Here is a 15799-nt window from a genome sequence, read left to right on the forward strand (position 1 = left end):
CGCGGGGCGGGTGCAAGGATCATCGGACGGTTCGGGACGGCGCGCGTTGAAGAAGGCTTTCGTCAAATCCTACGGTTGCCAGATGAACGCCTACGACGCGGCCCGCATGGCCGACGTCCTCGGCGCCGAGGGCTACACGGCGACCGACACGGTCGAGGACGCGGACGTCGTCGTCCTCAACACCTGCCACATCCGCGAGAAGGCCGCCGAGAAGGTCTATTCCGAACTCGGCCGCCTGCGCGTGCTCAAGGGTGAGCGGAAGGCGCAGGGCCTCGACACGCGCATCGTGGTCGCGGGCTGCGTCGCCCAGGCCGAGGGCGCCGAGATCCAGGCGCGCCAGCCCGCCGTCGACGTGGTCGTCGGCCCGCAGAGCTATCACCGGCTGCCGGACCTGCTGGCGCGCTCCCGCGAGCGCCGCGTCGTCGACACCGAGTTCCCGGTCGAGGACAAGTTCGACCACCTGCCCCGCCGGCGGACGCTGGGTTCGTCGGCCTTCCTCACCGTTCAGGAGGGCTGCGACAAGTTCTGCGCCTTCTGCGTGGTGCCCTACACGCGGGGCGCGGAGGTCTCGCGCTCCGTGGCGGCGGTGCTCGCCGAGGCCGAGAAGCTCGCCGACGGGGGCGTCCGCGAGATCACGCTGATCGGCCAGAACGTCAACGCCTATCACGGCGACGGCCCCGACGGCGCGCCCGCGGGCCTCGCCGACCTGGTGCGCGCGGTGGCGAAGATCCCCGGCATCGCGCGGATCCGCTACACGACGAGCCACCCGAACGACTTCGACGACGCCCTGATCCGGGCGCACGCCGAGGTGCCGGCCCTGATGCCCTACCTGCACCTCCCGGTGCAGTCGGGCTCCGACCGGATCCTCGCCGCGATGAACCGCAAGCACACCGGCGACCAGTACCGCCGGCTGATGGACCGGATCCGCGCGGCGCGGCCCGACATCGCCCTGTCCTCCGACTTCATCGTCGGCTTCCCCGGCGAGACCGACGCGGACTTCGCCGAGACCCTGCGGCTCGTGCGCGACGTCGGCTTCGAGAGCGCCTTCTCGTTCAAGTACAGCCCGCGCCCCGGCACGCCGGCCGCCGACCGCACCGATCAGGTGCCGGAGGCCGTGATGGCGGCCCGGCTCGCCGAGCTGCAGGCGCTCCTCGACGGCCAGCGCCACGCCTATCAGCGGGCGGCCGTCGGCCGGGTCTTCGACGTTCTGGTCGAGAAGCCCGGGCGGCACCCCGGTCAGGTCGCGGGCAAGACGCCGCACCTGCTGGCCGTCCAGTTCGACGCCGCGCCTCACCATATCGGACAGGTCGTGCCCGTGCGGATCACCGAGGCAGGGTCCAACAGCTTGTTCGGGGAACTCGTCTCCGCGGCTGCGGCGGCGTGAGGAGCGGAGCGGTCGGGATGATGGCGAGGATGGCGGCTTGAGCGCGTCGGACGGTGCGGGCGCGCGCGGCGCGCTCAAGGGGCGCGGCCCGGCGGCGCGGCCGGCCGGATCGGACGAGGTGGTCGAGGTGCCGCTGACCTTCGACGACAACCGCCTCGCGAGCCTCGTCTTCGGCCAGTACGACCAGAACGTCGCCCATATCGAGCGCCGGCTGGAGGTCACCGCCACCGCGCTCGGCAACCACCTCGTCATCAAGGGACCGGCCGACGCCGCCGAGACGGCGCGGCGGGTGTTCCAGAAGCTCTACGCCCGGGTGCGGACCGGCGGCAGCACGCTGACCCTCGGCGACGTGGACGGCGCCATCCGCGAGGCCACCGCGCAGGCGACCCTGTTCCCGGCCGAGGTCATCGCGGCCGAGGCCGACAGGCCGCATTTCGAGCAGATCGCCACCCGCAAGCGCGGGGCCGTGCGGGCGCGCAACCCGGCGCAGGACGCCTACATCAAGCTCCTGCGCACCAACGAGCTGGTCTTCGCCGAGGGCCCGGCCGGGACCGGCAAGACCTGGCTCGCCGTCGGCCACGCCGTGTCGCTCCTGGAGCAGGGCCATGCCGAGCGGCTGATCCTGTCCAGGCCCGCGGTCGAGGCCGGCGAGCGCCTGGGCTTCCTGCCGGGCGACATGCGCGAGAAGGTCGATCCCTACCTCCGCCCGATCTACGACGCCCTGTACGACTTCATGGAGGCCCGCCACGTCGATCGCGGCCTCCAGACCGGCCAGATCGAGATCGCGCCGCTCGCCTTCATGCGCGGCCGAACCCTCACCAACGCGGTGGTGCTGCTCGACGAGGCGCAGAACACCACCTCCATGCAGATGAAGATGTTCCTCACCCGCCTGGGCGAGGGCTCGCGCATGATCATCACCGGCGATCCGAGCCAGATCGACCTGCCGCCGGGCCAGAAATCCGGCCTCGTGGAAGCGGTCAGCGTGCTGGAGGACGTCGAGGGGATCGGGCACGTGCGGTTCAAGGACGTCGACGTGGTCCGCCACGACCTCGTCCGCCGGATCGTGACCGCCTACGAGCGCGCCGCCCACGGCAGCGCGGAGGCCGACCGCAACCCGAATCCCCGCCGCCGGCCCCTGGCGTGACCATGCCCCACGAGATCGACCTCGCCGTCGAGGACGCGCGCTGGGAGACGGCGGTTCCGGACCTCGAGGCCCTCGTCACCCGCGCCGTCGAGGCCGGGCTCGCCGTCGCCCCCGAGAGGCCGGACGGTCCCGTCGAGGTCAGCGTCCTGCTGACCGACGACGCCGCCGTCCGGGAACTCAACAGGACCTGGCGCGGCAAGGACAAGCCCACCAACGTCCTGTCCTTCCCGGCCGCCCCGCAGCCGCGGCATGCCGGGACCGCCGCGCCCCTCGGCGACGTGGTCCTTGCGTACGAGACCCTGGTGCGCGAGAGTGCGGAGCAGTCGAAGCCGCTCCAGAATCACCTCGCCCACCTCCTCGTCCATGGCACCCTGCATTGTCTCGGTCAGGACCACGAGATCGGCGAGGCCGAGGCCGATGCCATGGAAGCCCTCGAGGTCGCGGCACTCGCGACCCTCGGCATCCCGGATCCCTATGCCTGAGCGCGCGACGTCCGAGCGACCCCAGACCCGAGAGACATGAGCAACGATCGAAGTCGCGGCGCGGCCCTGGCCGCGCCCAGTTCCACCGAGGGCGAGTCCCAGCACCGGGAGCCCTGGTACGACCGCCTGCTCCAGGCGCTCCATCTCAAGCCGCGCGATTCGCTGCGCGAGGGTCTTGAGGAGGCGCTGGCGGAGCCGGACGCCGGCGAGAGCGGCCTCACCCCACTCGAGCGCGTCATGCTCAAGAACGTCCTCGGCCTGCACAAGGTGCGCGTCGACGACGTGATGGTCCCCCGGGCCGACATCGTCGCCGTCTCGAACGACACGAGCCTCGGCGAGTTGCTCAAGCTGTTCCGCACGGCCGGCCATTCCCGGCTGCCGGTCTACGGCGAGACCCTCGACGATCCCCGCGGCATGGTCCACATCCGCGACCTCGTCGACCACATCGCCGCCAAGGCCGAGCCGGCCCGCCGCAGCGCGCCCGCCGTCTCGAAGCCCGCCGAGGTCGCGGCCGACGGCGCGGCGGACGCGCCGGCCGCGCCGCGCCCGCGCCGGCCGGCGTCGCGCCTGCCGCGCGGCCTGGACCTCGGCAAAGTCGACCTGACGACCACGCTGGCGGCGGCGCGCATCCAGCGGCCGGTCCTGTTCGTGCCGCCCTCCATGCCGGCGATCGACCTGCTGGTGCGGATGCAGGCGACCCGCACCCACATGGCGCTGGTCATCGACGAGTACGGCGGCACCGACGGGCTGATCTCCATCGAGGATCTGATCGAGGTCGTGGTCGGCGACATCGAGGACGAGCACGACGTTGCCGAGGACAAGTACGTCCAGCGCGTCGAGGGCGAGGGCGAGGTCTTCGTGGCCGACGCGCGCACGCCGCTGGCCGAGGTCTCCGAAGTGACGGGCGTCGACCTCGTCGCGGCCGTCGGCGAGATGGCCGAGGAGATCGACACGCTGGGCGGCATGATCGTGACGCTGGCGGGCCGCGTCCCGTCGCGCGGCGAGCTGATCGCCGGCCCCGGGGACCTCGAGTTCGAGGTGCTCGACGCCGATCCGCGCCGCCTGAAGCGGCTCCGGTTCCACAAGGGCGCGGCGCGCATCGGCAACGTCGTGCCGCTCGCCCTGCCGCCGCCCGCGAACGCCCCGGTCGCCGAGACGCCGCACCCGTGACGGTCGCGGCGTGACGGGTCTGGTGGACGGTTTCGCCCGGTCGCCCGCGGCGGCCGGCGCACCGATGCGCGGGCCGATCCCGGGTCCCATGTCCGATCCGGAGCGGGCGCGCGTCCCCGGCGCGGTGCTGGCGATCGCGCGCCTGACCGGCTGGCGCCGGCTCGGGTTGGCGTGGCTCGCCGGCGCCCTGGGCGCGCTGGCCATGCCGCCCTACGGGCTCCTGCCGGCGCTCGCGGTCTCCCTGACGGTCGCGGTCTGGCTGCAGGACGGGGCTGCGGCCGGTCGGACGACGGTCCGGAGATTCGCGCCCTGCTTCCTCATCGGCTGGGCCTGGGGCTTCGGCTACCTCACCGCCGGTCTCTGGTGGCTGGGCCAGGCCTTCCTGGTCGAGGCCGACGAGTTCCTCTGGGCCCTGCCGCTGGGCGTGATCGGCCTGCCCTTCGTCCTCGGCCTGTTCTACGGCGCCGGTTTCGGCGCCGCGGGCCTGCTCTGGGGGCGGGGCGCGGCGCGGATCGCCGCCCTGGCCTTCGGGCTCGGCGCGGCCGACTGGCTGCGCGGCCACCTGTTCACGGGATTCCCCTGGAACACCCTCGGGATGGCGCTGGCCCAGAACCTCTGGCTGATGCAGGGGGCGGCGGCGATCGGGCTCTACGGCCTGGGCATCCTGGCCGCGCTGGTCTGCGCGGCGCCCGCGACGCTCGCCAGCGGCGCGAATCCGCGCGCCCGGTTCGGGCCGAGCGTCGCCGCCGCGATCGTGCTCGCCGGCCTGGCGCTCTACGGGGCCGAGCGGCTCGGTCCGCCCGACCCGGTGGTCGCGGGTGTCCGGCTGCGGCTCGTCCAGCCCAACCTGCCCCAGGACGCCAAGTTCAGGCCCGAGAACCGGGCCGACATCGTCGACCGCTACATCGAGCTGAGCCAGCGCCCGACGGAGGCCGGTGCGCCGGAACCGACCCACATCGTCTGGCCGGAATCGGCCTTCCCGTTCCTGATCCAGCGCGACCCCGACGCCCTGGCCAAGGTGGCGGCCGGCCTCAAGCCCGGGCAGCACCTGATCACCGGGGCGGCGCGCGCCGAGGAGCCGCTGCCGGGCGAGCGCCTGCGCTTCTACAACGCCGTCCTGGTGATCGGCCCGGACGGCCGGATCTCCGACAGCTACGATAAGGTCCACCTCGTCCCGTTCGGGGAGTACCTCCCCGCGCCCCTCGACGCCGCCCTGCGGACCGTGGGGCTGCGCCAGTTCGTGGCGATCCCCGGCGGGTTCTCGGCCGGGACGCTCGCCGGGCAGCGGATCCTGACGGTGCCGGGCCTGCCGCCGGTCGCGGCGACCATCTGCTACGAGGCGATCTTCCCGGGCGCGATCCTGCCCGCCGGGCACGCCGCGCCGTCCCCGCAGCCGCCGGGGCTGATCCTGAACGTCACCAACGACGCGTGGTTCGGCGACACGCCGGGGCCGCGCCAGCACCTCGCCCAGGCGCGCCTGCGCGCCGTCGAGGAGGGTCTGCCGCTCGTGCGCGACGCCAATACCGGGATCTCCGCGGTGATCGACCCGCACGGCCGCGTCGTCGCCCGCACCGCGCTCGACACCGAGACCTGGCTCGACGCCGACCTGCCCGCCCGCATCGTCGGCGGCACGCTCTACGGTCAGTTCGGCGACGCCGCCTTCGCGCTGATGCTGGCCGCCTGCCTGGGCGGGGCCGTGATCGCGCGGCGGCGGCCGTGAGCGCGGACCGGGCGACCGCCAACCGGTTCCTGCTCGGCCTCGCGCTGATGCTGGTCGCGTTCAACCTGCGCCCGGCGCTGAGCACGGTCGGCCCCCTCCTGGCGACGATCCGGGACGGCACGGGGCTCGGCGCCGGCGGCGCCGCCATCCTCACGACGCTGCCGGTCCTGTGCCTCGGCATCGCCTGCGCGCTGGCCGCGCCGCTGATCCGCCGGATCGGGCCCGACCTCGCCGTGCTCGCCGGCTCGACCATCCTCGTCGCCGGCCTGACGCTCCGCGGTCTCGGCGGCCTCGTGCCGCTCTTCGCCGGCACGGCGCTCGCGGCCATCGGGATCGGGCTCGACAACGTCCTGCTGCCGGCGCTGGTGAAGCGCGATTTCGCCGGCAACGGCGGCCTGATGACGGGCCTCTACACGATGACCCTGTGCCTCGGCGCGGCCGCGGGCGCCGGGGCCTCGGTGCCGGTGGAGCACGCCCTCGGGGGCGGCTGGCCCTCCGCCCTGGCGATCTGGTCGCTGCCCGCGCTGGTGGCGGCCTTCGTGTGGATCCCGTTCGCCCGCCGGACCGCCTCGACCGCCGCGCCCTCGGCCGGGCGGCTGCTCCGCAACCCGCTCGCGTGGTGGGTGACGGGCTTCATGGGCCTGCAATCCTCGCTCGCCTACATCCTGTTCGGCTGGCTGCCGCTGCTGCTGCAGGGCCGCGGGCTGACGCCGCTGAATGCCGGGCTCTACGCCTCGCTGGCGACGCTGGTGCAGGCGCCGGGCGCCCTGCTCGTTGCCATGCTGGCGGCCCGCGCCCGCGACCAGCGCGCCTGGATCGTCGTGATACCCGGCCTGACGGCCGCCGCCTTCGTGGTCCTCGCCTTCGGGGCGGAGTCCCTGCGGATCCCCGCCGCCTGCGCGCTGGGCTTCGGAATCGGCGGCTGCTTCGGGCTGGGCCTGACCCTGATCGTGCTGCGCGCCGCGGACGCGGCGAGCGCCGCCGGCCTCTCGGCCATGGCGCAGGGCATCGGCTACACCTGCGCCGCGCTGGGGCCGCTGGTCTTCGGTCTCGCCCACGAGGCGACCGGCGGCTGGGCCGTGCCGGGCGCCCTGTTCGTCGGCATCACCGTCGCGGCGATCCTGATCGGGCTCGCCGCCGGACGCGACCGGAAGGTCAGCGCGGCCGAACCCGAGCCGCGGGATCCGGACGCTCAGCCGCTGACCGAACTCCAGCCGGCGAACCCGGCCAGCGGTTCCTGATCGTAGCGGGCCATCAGGTCGGTCATCGCGGCGTCGTCGTCGAGCCGTCCCTCCGCGGCGAGGCGGGCCAGACCCTCGAAGAAGCCTTCGCGGCCGAGCGCCGGCGCGAAGCTCAGCGTGAAGCGCACCGGGCGGTCGCCGCGATTGGCGAAGGCGTGCGCGACGCCGGGCGGGATCAGCGCGAAGTCGCCGGGTCCGAGGTCGTGGTCGGCACCGTCGACGTGGAGCGCGAGCCGGCCCGCCTCGATCGAGAAGGTCTCGGTCAGTCGGGCGTGGCGATGCAGTCCCGCGCCCGGCGTCCGGGGATCCATCGCGACGCGGTAGATGCCGAGGCCGTCGGCCGTCTCGTCGCTGCGCGCGAGATAGGAGACCCGCATGCCGCCGATGACGGCGTTCGGGCCGGGCCCGCGGTGCACGACACTCGCCATCTTCGCCCCCGTCCGTTCCGCAAACGAGAACCCCGCGCGGCCGGGTGACCGCGCGGGGCTGTGTCGATGAGCGCGCGCGCGAGGCTTACTCGGCGGCGACCCGGTGCGCCTGCGAGCCGTCGGTCAGGGTCTCGGACTGCAGGCGCTTGCCCGGCGCGGCGCGGCCCGGCAGCGGCGGCAGGGCCTTGGCCTTCTCCAGATCGATCCCGGCGCCCTCGGCGACGCGGCGGCCGTAATCCTCGTCGGCATGCCAGAAGTGCCAGACCATCCGCAGCTGGATCGGCTCGGGGCACTGCTTCATGTCGGCCACGAGGTTGGCGATCAGGTCGTCGCGCTCCCAATCCTGGAACGAGCGGTACCGGACGCCGGCCTGGGTGTAGTCGTCCTCGGTCCGCGAGGTCTGGTAGCGGCCGAGGCGGCCCTCCACCGGCTGGTGGTAGTCCTTGGCGGGCTTCGGCGCCTCGCGCAGGCCCTCGGCCAGCGTCGACGGCTCGTAGTTGATGTGCTTGTTCGGGCCGGTGCCGTCGACCGTGTAGGCCATCTGACCGTCGCGCTGGTTCGAGTAGACCTTCACGCCGGGCTGCGGCGCGTTGATTGGCAGCTGGAGGTAGTTGGCGCCGACGCGGTAGCGCTGCGTGTCCGAGTAGGACAGCGTCCGCCCCTGCAGCATCTTGTCGTCCGAGAAGTCGATGCCGTCGACCAGCACGCCGGTGCCGAAGGCGGACTGCTCGACCTCGGCGAAGAAGTTGTCCGGCACGCGATCGAGCACCATGCGGCCCACCGGCAGCAGCGGGAACTGGTCGACCGGCCACAGCTTCGTGTCGTCCAGCGGGTCGAACGACAGGTGGTCGTTCGGGCCGTCCGGCATGATCTGGACGCAGAATTCCCACTCGGGGAAATTCCCGGCCTTGATGTTGTCGTACAGGTCACGGGTCGCGTGGCCGACATCCTTGGCCTGGATCTCGGAGGCCTGCTGCGAGGTCAGGTTGCGCACGCCCTGCTTCGGCTCCCAGTGGAACTTGCAGAGCACCGCCTCACCCTGGTCGTTGACCAGCTTGTAGGTGTTGACGCCCGAGCCTTCCATCTCGCGGTAATTGGCCGGGATGCCCCAGGGCGACTTCAGGTGCGTCACCATGTGGATCGACTCGGGGTGCTGGGCCACGAAGTCGAAGAAGCGCCACGCCTCCTGCCGGTTCGTCACCGGGTCCGGCTTGAACGCGTGGATCATGTCGGGGAACTTGATCGCGTCGCGGATGAAGAAGACCTTGAGGTTGTTGCCCACGAGGTCCCAATTGCCGTCGACGGTCTTGAACTTGACCGCGAACCCGCGCGGGTCGCGCTCGGTCTCCGGGCTCTCCTTGGCGCCGGCGACCGTCGAGAAGCGCACGAACATCGGCGTCTTCACGCCGGTCTCGTTCAGCACGCGGGCGCGGGTGTACTTGGAGGCCGGCTCATCGCCGATCTTGCCGTAGGCCTCGAACCAGCCGTGGGCGCCGGCGCCGCGGGCGTGGACGACGCGCTCCGGGATCCGCTCGCGGTCGAAGTGGGTGATCTTCTCGATGAACTGGTAGTTCTCGAGCGTGGCCGGGCCCCGCTCACCGACCGTGCGGGTGCTCTGGTTGTCGCGGACCGGATGGCCCTGGCGGGTGGTCAGGATCGGGCGTTGATCGCTCATGCGTACCGTCTCTCCGTACTGCGAAGGCTCTCGGTGGACAGCGGAGTCAGCCTGGAACCGTTCTGGTGAAGGGTTATGACCGGGGCGTGACCCCGAGGCAAATGCATCGTCACAAAGGTTCTGATAGACGCAGCCTATGAATCTGGCCGGCCTCTCGCTCCGCGATCTCGAATACGTCGTCGCCGTCGCCGACGAGGGGCATTTCGGCCGGGCTGCCGAGCGCTGCAACGTCAGCCAGCCGACGCTGAGCGTGCAGGTCCGTAAGCTGGAAACCGCGCTCGGCCTGACTTTCTTCGAGCGCTCGAACCGGCGGATCCTGCTCACCGAGGCGGGCCAGGCCATCGTCCGGCAGGCGCGGGTCGTCCTGGCGGAGGCGCAGCGGCTCCTGGCGCTGGCCAGCGAGGGGCGCGGCTCGCCGCTCACCGGGCGTCTCGTGCTGGCGGCGATCCAGACGCTCGGCCCCTACTTCTTCCCGCTGGTGCTGCGGCCCCTGCGCGAGCAGTACCCGCTGCTGATGCTCTCGCTGTCCGAATCGCGCACGGCCGACATCGTCGAGGGTCTGCGCGACGGCCGCATCGACGCGGCCCTGGTCTCGCTGCCGCTGCCGTCGCACGGGCTCGCGGTCTCGCCGCTGTTCGTCGAGCCGTTCTGGCTCGCCTGCCCGGCCGAGCACACCCTCGCCCGGGGCGGCGCGCTCTCCGCCAACGAGATCGCGGGGCCGGACCTGCTGCTCCTCGACGAGGGCAACTGCCTGCGCGACCAGACGATCGCGGCCTGCGGCGCCGGCTCCTCGGTCGGCCGCCACGCGACCAGCCTGGAGACGCTCCGCTCGATGGTGGCGGCGGGCGCCGGATACACGCTGCTCCCGGCCCTGGCGGTGCCGGCGAGCCCCGATCCTAGCGGCCTGACGGTCACCCGCGCCTTCGACGTCGACGGGCCCGGGCGGACCATCGCGCTGGTTTGGCGCGCGAGCGATCCGCGGGCCGCCGGCCTCGCGAGCCTGGCCGCCTTCTTCCGGGCGCACGCGCCAGCGGGCACGGCCGCCTGCCGCGACGGCGAGGCCGTCGCCTGAGCCGCCGCGGACGCCCACCTTGAGCGGTTGTGAATAGGAAGAGGAGCCGCAACCGGTCTATCAGGACGGGTGACGACAGGGAGCGGCTCGATGCGGCGCACGATGGTCTGGGCCGTACTGGCGCTGCTGATCCCCGCGGGCGCGCGCGCCGAGCCGAAGGACAGCTTCGCCCGGATCGACCAGATCAACCGCGCCTCCCTGGTGATGACGGTGGAGACCGGCATCGTGCCGCGGGCGCTGGGCGCGACCGTCGCCCGCGCCCTCGACCAGGTCGCCGCCGACGCCGCCAAGCCGGGCGCCGAGCGGCCGGACGATTACCTGCGGATCGAGCCGCTGATCACCGCCATCGCGGGGGCCGACGCCACGCGGATGCATTCCGGGCGCAGCCGCCAGGACATCATCCCGACGGTGCTGAAGCTCGAGCAGCGCGACCGTCTCCTGAACCTGGCCAAGGCGCTCGACGAGACCCGGGCGGCCCTGCTGGCAGTGGCCGAGCGCGAGGCCGACACGATCGTCCCGGCCTACACCAACGGGGTGCAGGCCCAGCCGACGACGCTCGGCCACGTCTACCTGGGCTACGCATCCGTCCTCGCCCGCGACGCGGACCGCCTCCGGGAGAGCTGGGCGCGGCTGAACCTGTCGCCCCTGGGCGCGGCCGCCCTCGGCACGTCGAGCTTCCCGGTGGATCGCGAGAGGCTGGCGGCGCTGCTCGGCTTCGACGCGCCGGTGGAGAACAGCTACGATTCCGGCCAACTCGCGCCCATGGACATGGGGCTCGAGCTGACCGGGCTCGCGGCGAACCTCGCCACCACGGCCGGCAGCTTCGCGCAGGATCTCTACGCGCAGTACCAACAGACCCGGCCCTGGATCCTGCTGCGGGAGGGCGCGCTCACCGGGCCGAGCAGCATCATGCCGCAGAAGCGCAACCCCGTCGCGCTCTACAGCCTGCGCATGAAGGCCAGCGACGTCGTGGGGGCCGCCCAGGCCTTCGTCATCATGGCGCACAACGTCGATTCCGGCATGCCGGACTACAAGCGCAACCAAGCCGAGCCGCCGGGGCGGACCCTGGCCGAGGCCGCCGAGATGTGCCGGCGCTGGACGCGCGTCCTCGACGGGCTGGTCGTGGACCGGGCGCGCGCCGCCGACGAGGTCGCGGCGGACTACTCCACCACCACCGAGCTCGCCGACACGCTCCAGCGCGAGGCCGACGTGCCGTTCCGGCTCGGCCACCACTTCGCGTCCGAGCTCGTGAGCTACGGCCGCAGCCACGACCTGCGCCCGGCCGACCTGCCATTCCCGGAGGTGCGGCGCATCTACGCCGAGGCCGCGGCGGGGTCGGGGCTGAAGCCGGACCTGCCCCTCGACGAGGCCCGCTTCCGGGCGGCGCTGTCGGCCCGCGGCATGATCGACGCCGCGAAGGGGCTCGGCGGCCCGCAGCCCGCGGAGGTCCGGCGGATGCTGGGCGCCGCGCAGACGCGGCTGCGGACCGACCGCGACTGGCTCGACGCCCGCCGCAAGGGCCTGGCCGACGCCCGGGCGCGCCTCGACGCCGCCTTCGCGGCCCTCACGCGCGAGCCCTGAGTTCCGCGCGGGGGCGCCGTGCCGAAACTCTGCCGTGACAGGGCCAATATTGCGGTATAGCGCGCGCCTGACGCCTGCCGGCTGAAGCGGGCCTCTCCCGATCGGTCGCCTTGCCCCCTCTCCGCACCCTCGGCCTCTGGGCCGCCCTCGCCGCCGCGTCGGCGGCCGTGTCATACGGCCTGATGCAGGCGCAGTTCCCGGCCGCGCTGCTGCTCGGGCCGATGATCGCGGCCATCGCCTTCGGCGTCGGCGGCTCGCGCCTGCGCGTCCCGCGGCCCGCGTTCCAGGCCTCCCAGGCGGCGATCGGCTGCCTCGTCGCGCACGCCGTCACCGGGCAGATCGCCCAGACCCTGATGGAGGACGGGCCGCTCATCGTCGCGGTCGTGCTGGTCACCGTCGCGGTCAGCGGCCTCGTCGGCTGGATCCTGACCCGCCTGCGCGTGCTCCCCGGGACCACCGCGGCCTGGGGCTCGTCCCCCGGCGGCGCCTCCGCCATGGTGGCGATGGCCGAGGATTTCGGCGCCGATCCGCGCCTCGTCGCCTTCATGCAGTACGTGCGCGTCGCCGCCGTGGTGTTCTCGGCCTCGCTGGCCGCCCGCTTCCTGATGGAGGCCCCGGTCCCGGGGGCGTCGGCCGGCGCCGGCGAGGTCACCGGTCCGCTCTCGCTGCTGGCGACGCTGGCGGTCGCCGTCGTCGGCGCGGGCGCGGCGCTCGCCCTGCGGGTTCCGGCCGGCGCGCAGATCGGGCCGATGGTGCTGGGCAGCCTGCTCCACGCCACCGGGCTCGTCCGGATGGCGCTGCCGGTGCCGCTCCTCGAACTCGCCTACGCCTGCATCGGCATCTACGTGGGCCTGCGCTTCACCCGCGAGACGCTGCGCCTGACCGTCACCGCCCTGCCGGGCATCCTGGCGGCGACCTTCTCGGTCATCGCCCTCTGCGCGGCGTGGGGCTGGGGGCTGACCCTCCTGCTGCCCATCGACCTGCTGACCGCCATCCTCGCCACGAGCCCCGGCGGCCTCGACTCGGTGGCGATCATCGCGGTCGGCTCGAAGGCGGACGTCTCCTTCGTGCTGGCCGTCCAGACCCTGCGCCTGTTCGTGGTGCTGCTCACCGGCCCGCTGCTCGCCAAGTGGATCAGCCGGTCCGTGCCGGAGGCCGCCATCCGATGAACGCCTTGGTCCTCGCCTTCCTCAATTCCTGGCGCGGCCTGCGCCACGGCGCGCGCACCGAGCGGGCCGTGCGCCAGGAACTCGTGCTCCTGGCGCTCGGGATCCCGGTCGCGCTGTTCCTCGGCGCGACGCTCTGGGTGCGCGTCGCCCTGATGGTCAGCCTGCTGCTGATGCTGGCCGCGGAGTTCCTGAACACCGCCGTCGAGAAGCTCTGCGACCACGTCCATCCGGGCCATCACCCGATGATCGGGACCGTGAAGGACCTCGCCTCCGCCGGCACCTTCATGGCGCAGATGGCGGCGCTGCTCGTCTGGGTGGCGGCGCTGGTGGACCGTCTCGGCTGACCTGCCGCGCGCGGGGCGCGCTCGCATCCGCGGGCCGGAGGGTCTATCTGGCCGGCATCGCCCCGCGCATCGGCCGAGACTGCACACCGTGACGGACTACATCCGCAAGATCCTCACCGCCCGCGTCTACGACGTCGCGATCGAGAGCCCCCTCGATCCGATGCCGCGCCTGACGCAGCGGCTCGGCCGGGCGGTTCTGCTCAAGCGCGAGGATCTCCAGCCGGTCTTCTCGTTCAAGCTGCGCGGCGCCTACAACAAGATGTCGGGCCTGCACCCCGACCAGATCGCCCGCGGCGTCGTCTGCGCCTCGGCGGGCAACCACGCCCAGGGCGTCGCCCTCGCCGCCGCCAAGCTCGGCGCGCGGGCCGTGATCGTGATGCCGCGCACCACCCCCTCGATCAAGGTCGATGCCTGCCGGGCGCGCGGGGCCGAGGTCGTGCTGCACGGCGACGCCTTCGACGAGGCCCTGGCGCAGGCCAAGATCCTCGAGGACGAGCAGGGCCTGACCTTCCTGCACCCCTTCGACGATCCGGACGTGATCGCCGGCCAGGGCACCATCGGCAAGGAGATCCTGGAGCAGCATACCGGCCCGATCGAGGCGATCTTCGTGCCGGTGGGCGGCGGCGGGCTGGCCGCCGGGATCGCCACCTTCGTGAAGTACCTGAGGCCCGGCACCAAGGTGATCGGCGTCGAGCCCGAGGACGCCGCCTGCATGGCCGCCGCGCTCGCGGCCGACACCCGGGTCAGCCTGCCGAGCGTCGGCCTGTTCGCCGACGGTGTCGCCGTGCGGCAGGCCGGCGAGGAGACCTTCCGGCTCTGCCGCGAGCATCTCGACGAGGTCATCACCGTGGACACCGACGCTATGTGCGCCGCGGTCAAAGACATCTTCGACGACACCCGCGCGGTGTCCGAGCCCTCCGGGGCGCTGAGCCTCGCCGGCGCCAAGATGTACGCCGAGCGCGAGGGCGGCGACGGCACGCTGATCGCCATCTCGTCGGGGGCGAACCTGAACTTCGACCGCCTGCGCCACATCGCCGAGCGCGCCGAGATCGGCGAGCAGCGCGAGGTCCTGATCGGCGTGACCATCCCGGAACGTCCGGGCGCCTATCGCGCCTTCATCCAGGCCCTCGGCCCGCGCGCCGTCACCGAGTTCAACTACCGCCACGCCCCGGGCTCCGAGGCGCAGATCTTCGTGGGCATCAACGTCGGCGGCGGCAAGCGCGAGAAGCAGGCGCTGATCGGCTCCCTGCGCGACGCCGGCTACCGCGTCCTCGACATGAGCGACAACGAGATGGCCAAGGTCCATGTCCGCTACATGGTCGGCGGCCGGGCCGTGGGGGTGGCGCACGAGCGCCTGTTCCGCTTCCAGTTCCCGGAGCGGCCGGGCGCGCTGATGAAGTTCCTCGAAGCGCTGGGCCCGGACTTCGACATCACGCTGTTCCACTACCGCAACCACGGGGCCGATTACGGCCGGGTGCTCGCCGGGATCGCGGTGCCGCCGGCCGAGCGCGCCCGCTTCGACGCCGTCATCGAGGCGCTCGGCTACCCGGCCACCGACGAGACCGAGAACCCGGCCTACCGCCTGTTCCTCGACGGCGAGGGCGCCGGGACGCTCTGAGCCCCGGCGGCGGCACGCCCCCGCGTCACCCGCCGTCAGCTCTCCGCCACGTCGACGGAGGTGACGTCCGGCATCGCCCGCAGCTTCGCCGCGATGGTCTCGAAGCTCGTGCGCGACAGGCGCACGAAGGTGACGGTGACCTCGTCGAGGTCCGGGTCGGGCCCCGGATGGACCGTGAAGGTCCGGACGCGCGAGGCACGCTCGCCGGTCGCCGCCTGGAGGGTGTCGATCGACATGGTGCCGCGCTTGGCGGTCAGCCGCAGCGTCTGGGCGCGCATCCGGTCGCGCCAGCGCTCCTCGAAGGGCTTCACGCCGGCCAGGATGCCGACGATCAGTGCCGTCGCGGCGAGCGCCGGCACGTAGAGGCCGCTGCCGATCGCCAGCCCGATCGCCGCCACGCCCCAGAGGCTCGCGGCCGTGGTGAGGCCCTTCACCACCTCGCCGCGCAGCAGGATCGTCCCCGCGCCGAGGAAGCCGATGCCGGAGACGACCTGCGCGGCGATACGGGACGGGTCGAGGACGACGTGCTCGGCGCCCAGCACGTCGGCGAAGCCGAAGGCCGAGACCAGCATGATCAGGCAGGAGCCGACGCAGACCAGCATGTGGGTCCGCAGGCCGGCCGCCCAGAGCAGGCGCTCGCGCTCCAGGCCTACCACGCTGCCGAACAGGGCCGCCAGTGCCAGCCGGGCCACCATCTCGCCGTTGCCGATCAGAGCCGCCTCCGTGCCTCCGCCCCGCGCGGATCGCGCGGATCCTTGCGGCTTTAGCGTG

14 protein-coding genes are annotated in these 15799 nt (G+C 73.0%); 11 read left to right on the forward strand and 3 right to left on the reverse strand.

The annotated features are described in order from the left end of the window. The first annotated feature begins 46 nt into the window (after positions 1-46). The 6 genes from miaB to LXM90_RS20455 all read left to right on the forward strand — a co-directional run bounded on the left by miaB (position 47) and on the right by LXM90_RS20455 (position 7141). Complete coding sequence (miaB, locus tag LXM90_RS20430; protein ID WP_020093466.1) at positions 47-1384, forward strand: tRNA (N6-isopentenyl adenosine(37)-C2)-methylthiotransferase MiaB; 1338 nt, start codon at positions 47-49, stop codon at positions 1382-1384. A gap of 37 nt (positions 1385-1421) precedes the next feature. Beyond that, the gene (locus tag LXM90_RS20435; RefSeq protein ID WP_419149837.1) at positions 1422-2528 is read left to right on the forward strand and encodes a PhoH family protein; all 1107 of its coding nucleotides are present in this window, start codon (positions 1422-1424) and stop codon (positions 2526-2528) included. Between the two features lie 2 nt (positions 2529-2530). Continuing rightward, positions 2531-3010, forward strand: a complete 480-nt coding sequence (ybeY, locus tag LXM90_RS20440) for an rRNA maturation RNase YbeY (protein ID WP_026604977.1) — start codon at positions 2531-2533, stop codon at positions 3008-3010. Between the two features lie 36 nt (positions 3011-3046). Next, the gene (locus LXM90_RS20445) at positions 3047-4180 is read left to right on the forward strand and encodes a hemolysin family protein (protein WP_020093469.1); all 1134 of its coding nucleotides are present in this window, start codon (positions 3047-3049) and stop codon (positions 4178-4180) included. Between the two features lie 88 nt (positions 4181-4268). Continuing rightward, positions 4269-5900: an apolipoprotein N-acyltransferase gene (gene lnt, locus LXM90_RS20450; RefSeq protein ID WP_106735920.1), complete on the forward strand. Its 1632-nt coding sequence runs from the start codon at positions 4269-4271 to the stop codon at positions 5898-5900. Beyond that, complete coding sequence (locus tag LXM90_RS20455) at positions 5897-7141, forward strand: MFS transporter (RefSeq protein WP_020093471.1); 1245 nt, start codon at positions 5897-5899, stop codon at positions 7139-7141. Before lnt ends, LXM90_RS20455 begins: the two co-directional genes overlap by 4 nt. Here the strand turns inward: LXM90_RS20455 and LXM90_RS20460 are convergent. Together LXM90_RS20460 and LXM90_RS20465 are read right to left on the reverse strand one after the other, a co-directional pair. Next, entirely contained in the window at positions 7093-7569 is a 477-nt protein-coding gene (locus LXM90_RS20460; protein WP_020093472.1) for a cupin domain-containing protein, read from the reverse strand. The two genes, LXM90_RS20455 and LXM90_RS20460, sit on opposite strands and share 49 nt — an antisense overlap. A gap of 85 nt (positions 7570-7654) precedes the next feature. Beyond that, positions 7655-9244: a catalase gene (locus LXM90_RS20465; RefSeq protein WP_020093473.1), complete on the reverse strand. Its 1590-nt coding sequence runs from the start codon at positions 9242-9244 to the stop codon at positions 7655-7657. A gap of 136 nt (positions 9245-9380) precedes the next feature. Between LXM90_RS20465 and LXM90_RS20470 the strand changes: the two genes are divergently transcribed. The 5 genes from LXM90_RS20470 (at position 9381) to ilvA (ending at position 15028) form a co-directional block, all read left to right on the forward strand. Next, the gene (locus LXM90_RS20470; protein ID WP_020093474.1) at positions 9381-10316 is read left to right on the forward strand and encodes a LysR substrate-binding domain-containing protein; all 936 of its coding nucleotides are present in this window, start codon (positions 9381-9383) and stop codon (positions 10314-10316) included. Between the two features lie 90 nt (positions 10317-10406). Next, on the forward strand, positions 10407-11897 hold the full coding sequence (locus tag LXM90_RS20475) for an argininosuccinate lyase (protein WP_020093475.1): 1491 nt from the start codon (positions 10407-10409) through the stop codon (positions 11895-11897). A 110-nt stretch (positions 11898-12007) separates the two neighbouring features. Next, a complete protein-coding gene (locus LXM90_RS20480; protein WP_020093476.1) occupies positions 12008-13066 on the forward strand; it encodes an AbrB family transcriptional regulator in 1059 nt (352 codons plus the stop codon). Beyond that, on the forward strand, positions 13063-13410 hold the full coding sequence (locus tag LXM90_RS20485; protein ID WP_020093477.1) for a diacylglycerol kinase: 348 nt from the start codon (positions 13063-13065) through the stop codon (positions 13408-13410). The genes LXM90_RS20480 and LXM90_RS20485 overlap by 4 nt, the downstream gene beginning before the upstream one ends. Before the next feature lies 1 nt (position 13411). Beyond that, on the forward strand, positions 13412-15028 hold the full coding sequence (gene ilvA / locus LXM90_RS20490; RefSeq protein ID WP_348649333.1) for a threonine ammonia-lyase, biosynthetic: 1617 nt from the start codon (positions 13412-13414) through the stop codon (positions 15026-15028). 35 nt (positions 15029-15063) lie between these two features. Here ilvA and LXM90_RS20495 read toward each other — a convergent pair whose 3' ends face one another. Then, positions 15064-15723, reverse strand: a complete 660-nt coding sequence (locus LXM90_RS20495; RefSeq protein WP_020093479.1) for an MgtC/SapB family protein — start codon at positions 15721-15723, stop codon at positions 15064-15066. Positions 15724-15799: the final 76 nt, after the last annotated feature.

This window comes from Methylobacterium oryzae, assembly GCF_021398735.1.
Classification (GTDB): domain Bacteria; phylum Pseudomonadota; class Alphaproteobacteria; order Rhizobiales; family Beijerinckiaceae; genus Methylobacterium.

What these genes read in the sequence shown, in the direction of transcription:
- LXM90_RS20460 (WP_020093472.1), bottom strand. Translation starts at nt 7,569, where the DNA reads ATGGCGAGTGTCGTGCACCGCGGGCCCGGCCCGAACGCCGTCATCGGC.
- LXM90_RS20470 (WP_020093474.1), top strand. Translation starts at nt 9,381, where the DNA reads ATGAATCTGGCCGGCCTCTCGCTCCGCGATCTCGAATACGTCGTCGCC.
- LXM90_RS20495 (WP_020093479.1), bottom strand. Translation starts at nt 15,723, where the DNA reads ATGGTGGCCCGGCTGGCACTGGCGGCCCTGTTCGGCAGCGTGGTAGGC.
- lnt (WP_106735920.1), top strand. Translation starts at nt 4,269, where the DNA reads ATGTCCGATCCGGAGCGGGCGCGCGTCCCCGGCGCGGTGCTGGCGATC.
- ybeY (WP_026604977.1), top strand. Translation starts at nt 2,531, where the DNA reads ATGCCCCACGAGATCGACCTCGCCGTCGAGGACGCGCGCTGGGAGACG.
- LXM90_RS20445 (WP_020093469.1), top strand. Translation starts at nt 3,047, where the DNA reads ATGAGCAACGATCGAAGTCGCGGCGCGGCCCTGGCCGCGCCCAGTTCC.
- LXM90_RS20485 (WP_020093477.1), top strand. Translation starts at nt 13,063, where the DNA reads ATGAACGCCTTGGTCCTCGCCTTCCTCAATTCCTGGCGCGGCCTGCGC.
- LXM90_RS20465 (WP_020093473.1), bottom strand. Translation starts at nt 9,244, where the DNA reads ATGAGCGATCAACGCCCGATCCTGACCACCCGCCAGGGCCATCCGGTC.
- LXM90_RS20475 (WP_020093475.1), top strand. Translation starts at nt 10,407, where the DNA reads ATGCGGCGCACGATGGTCTGGGCCGTACTGGCGCTGCTGATCCCCGCG.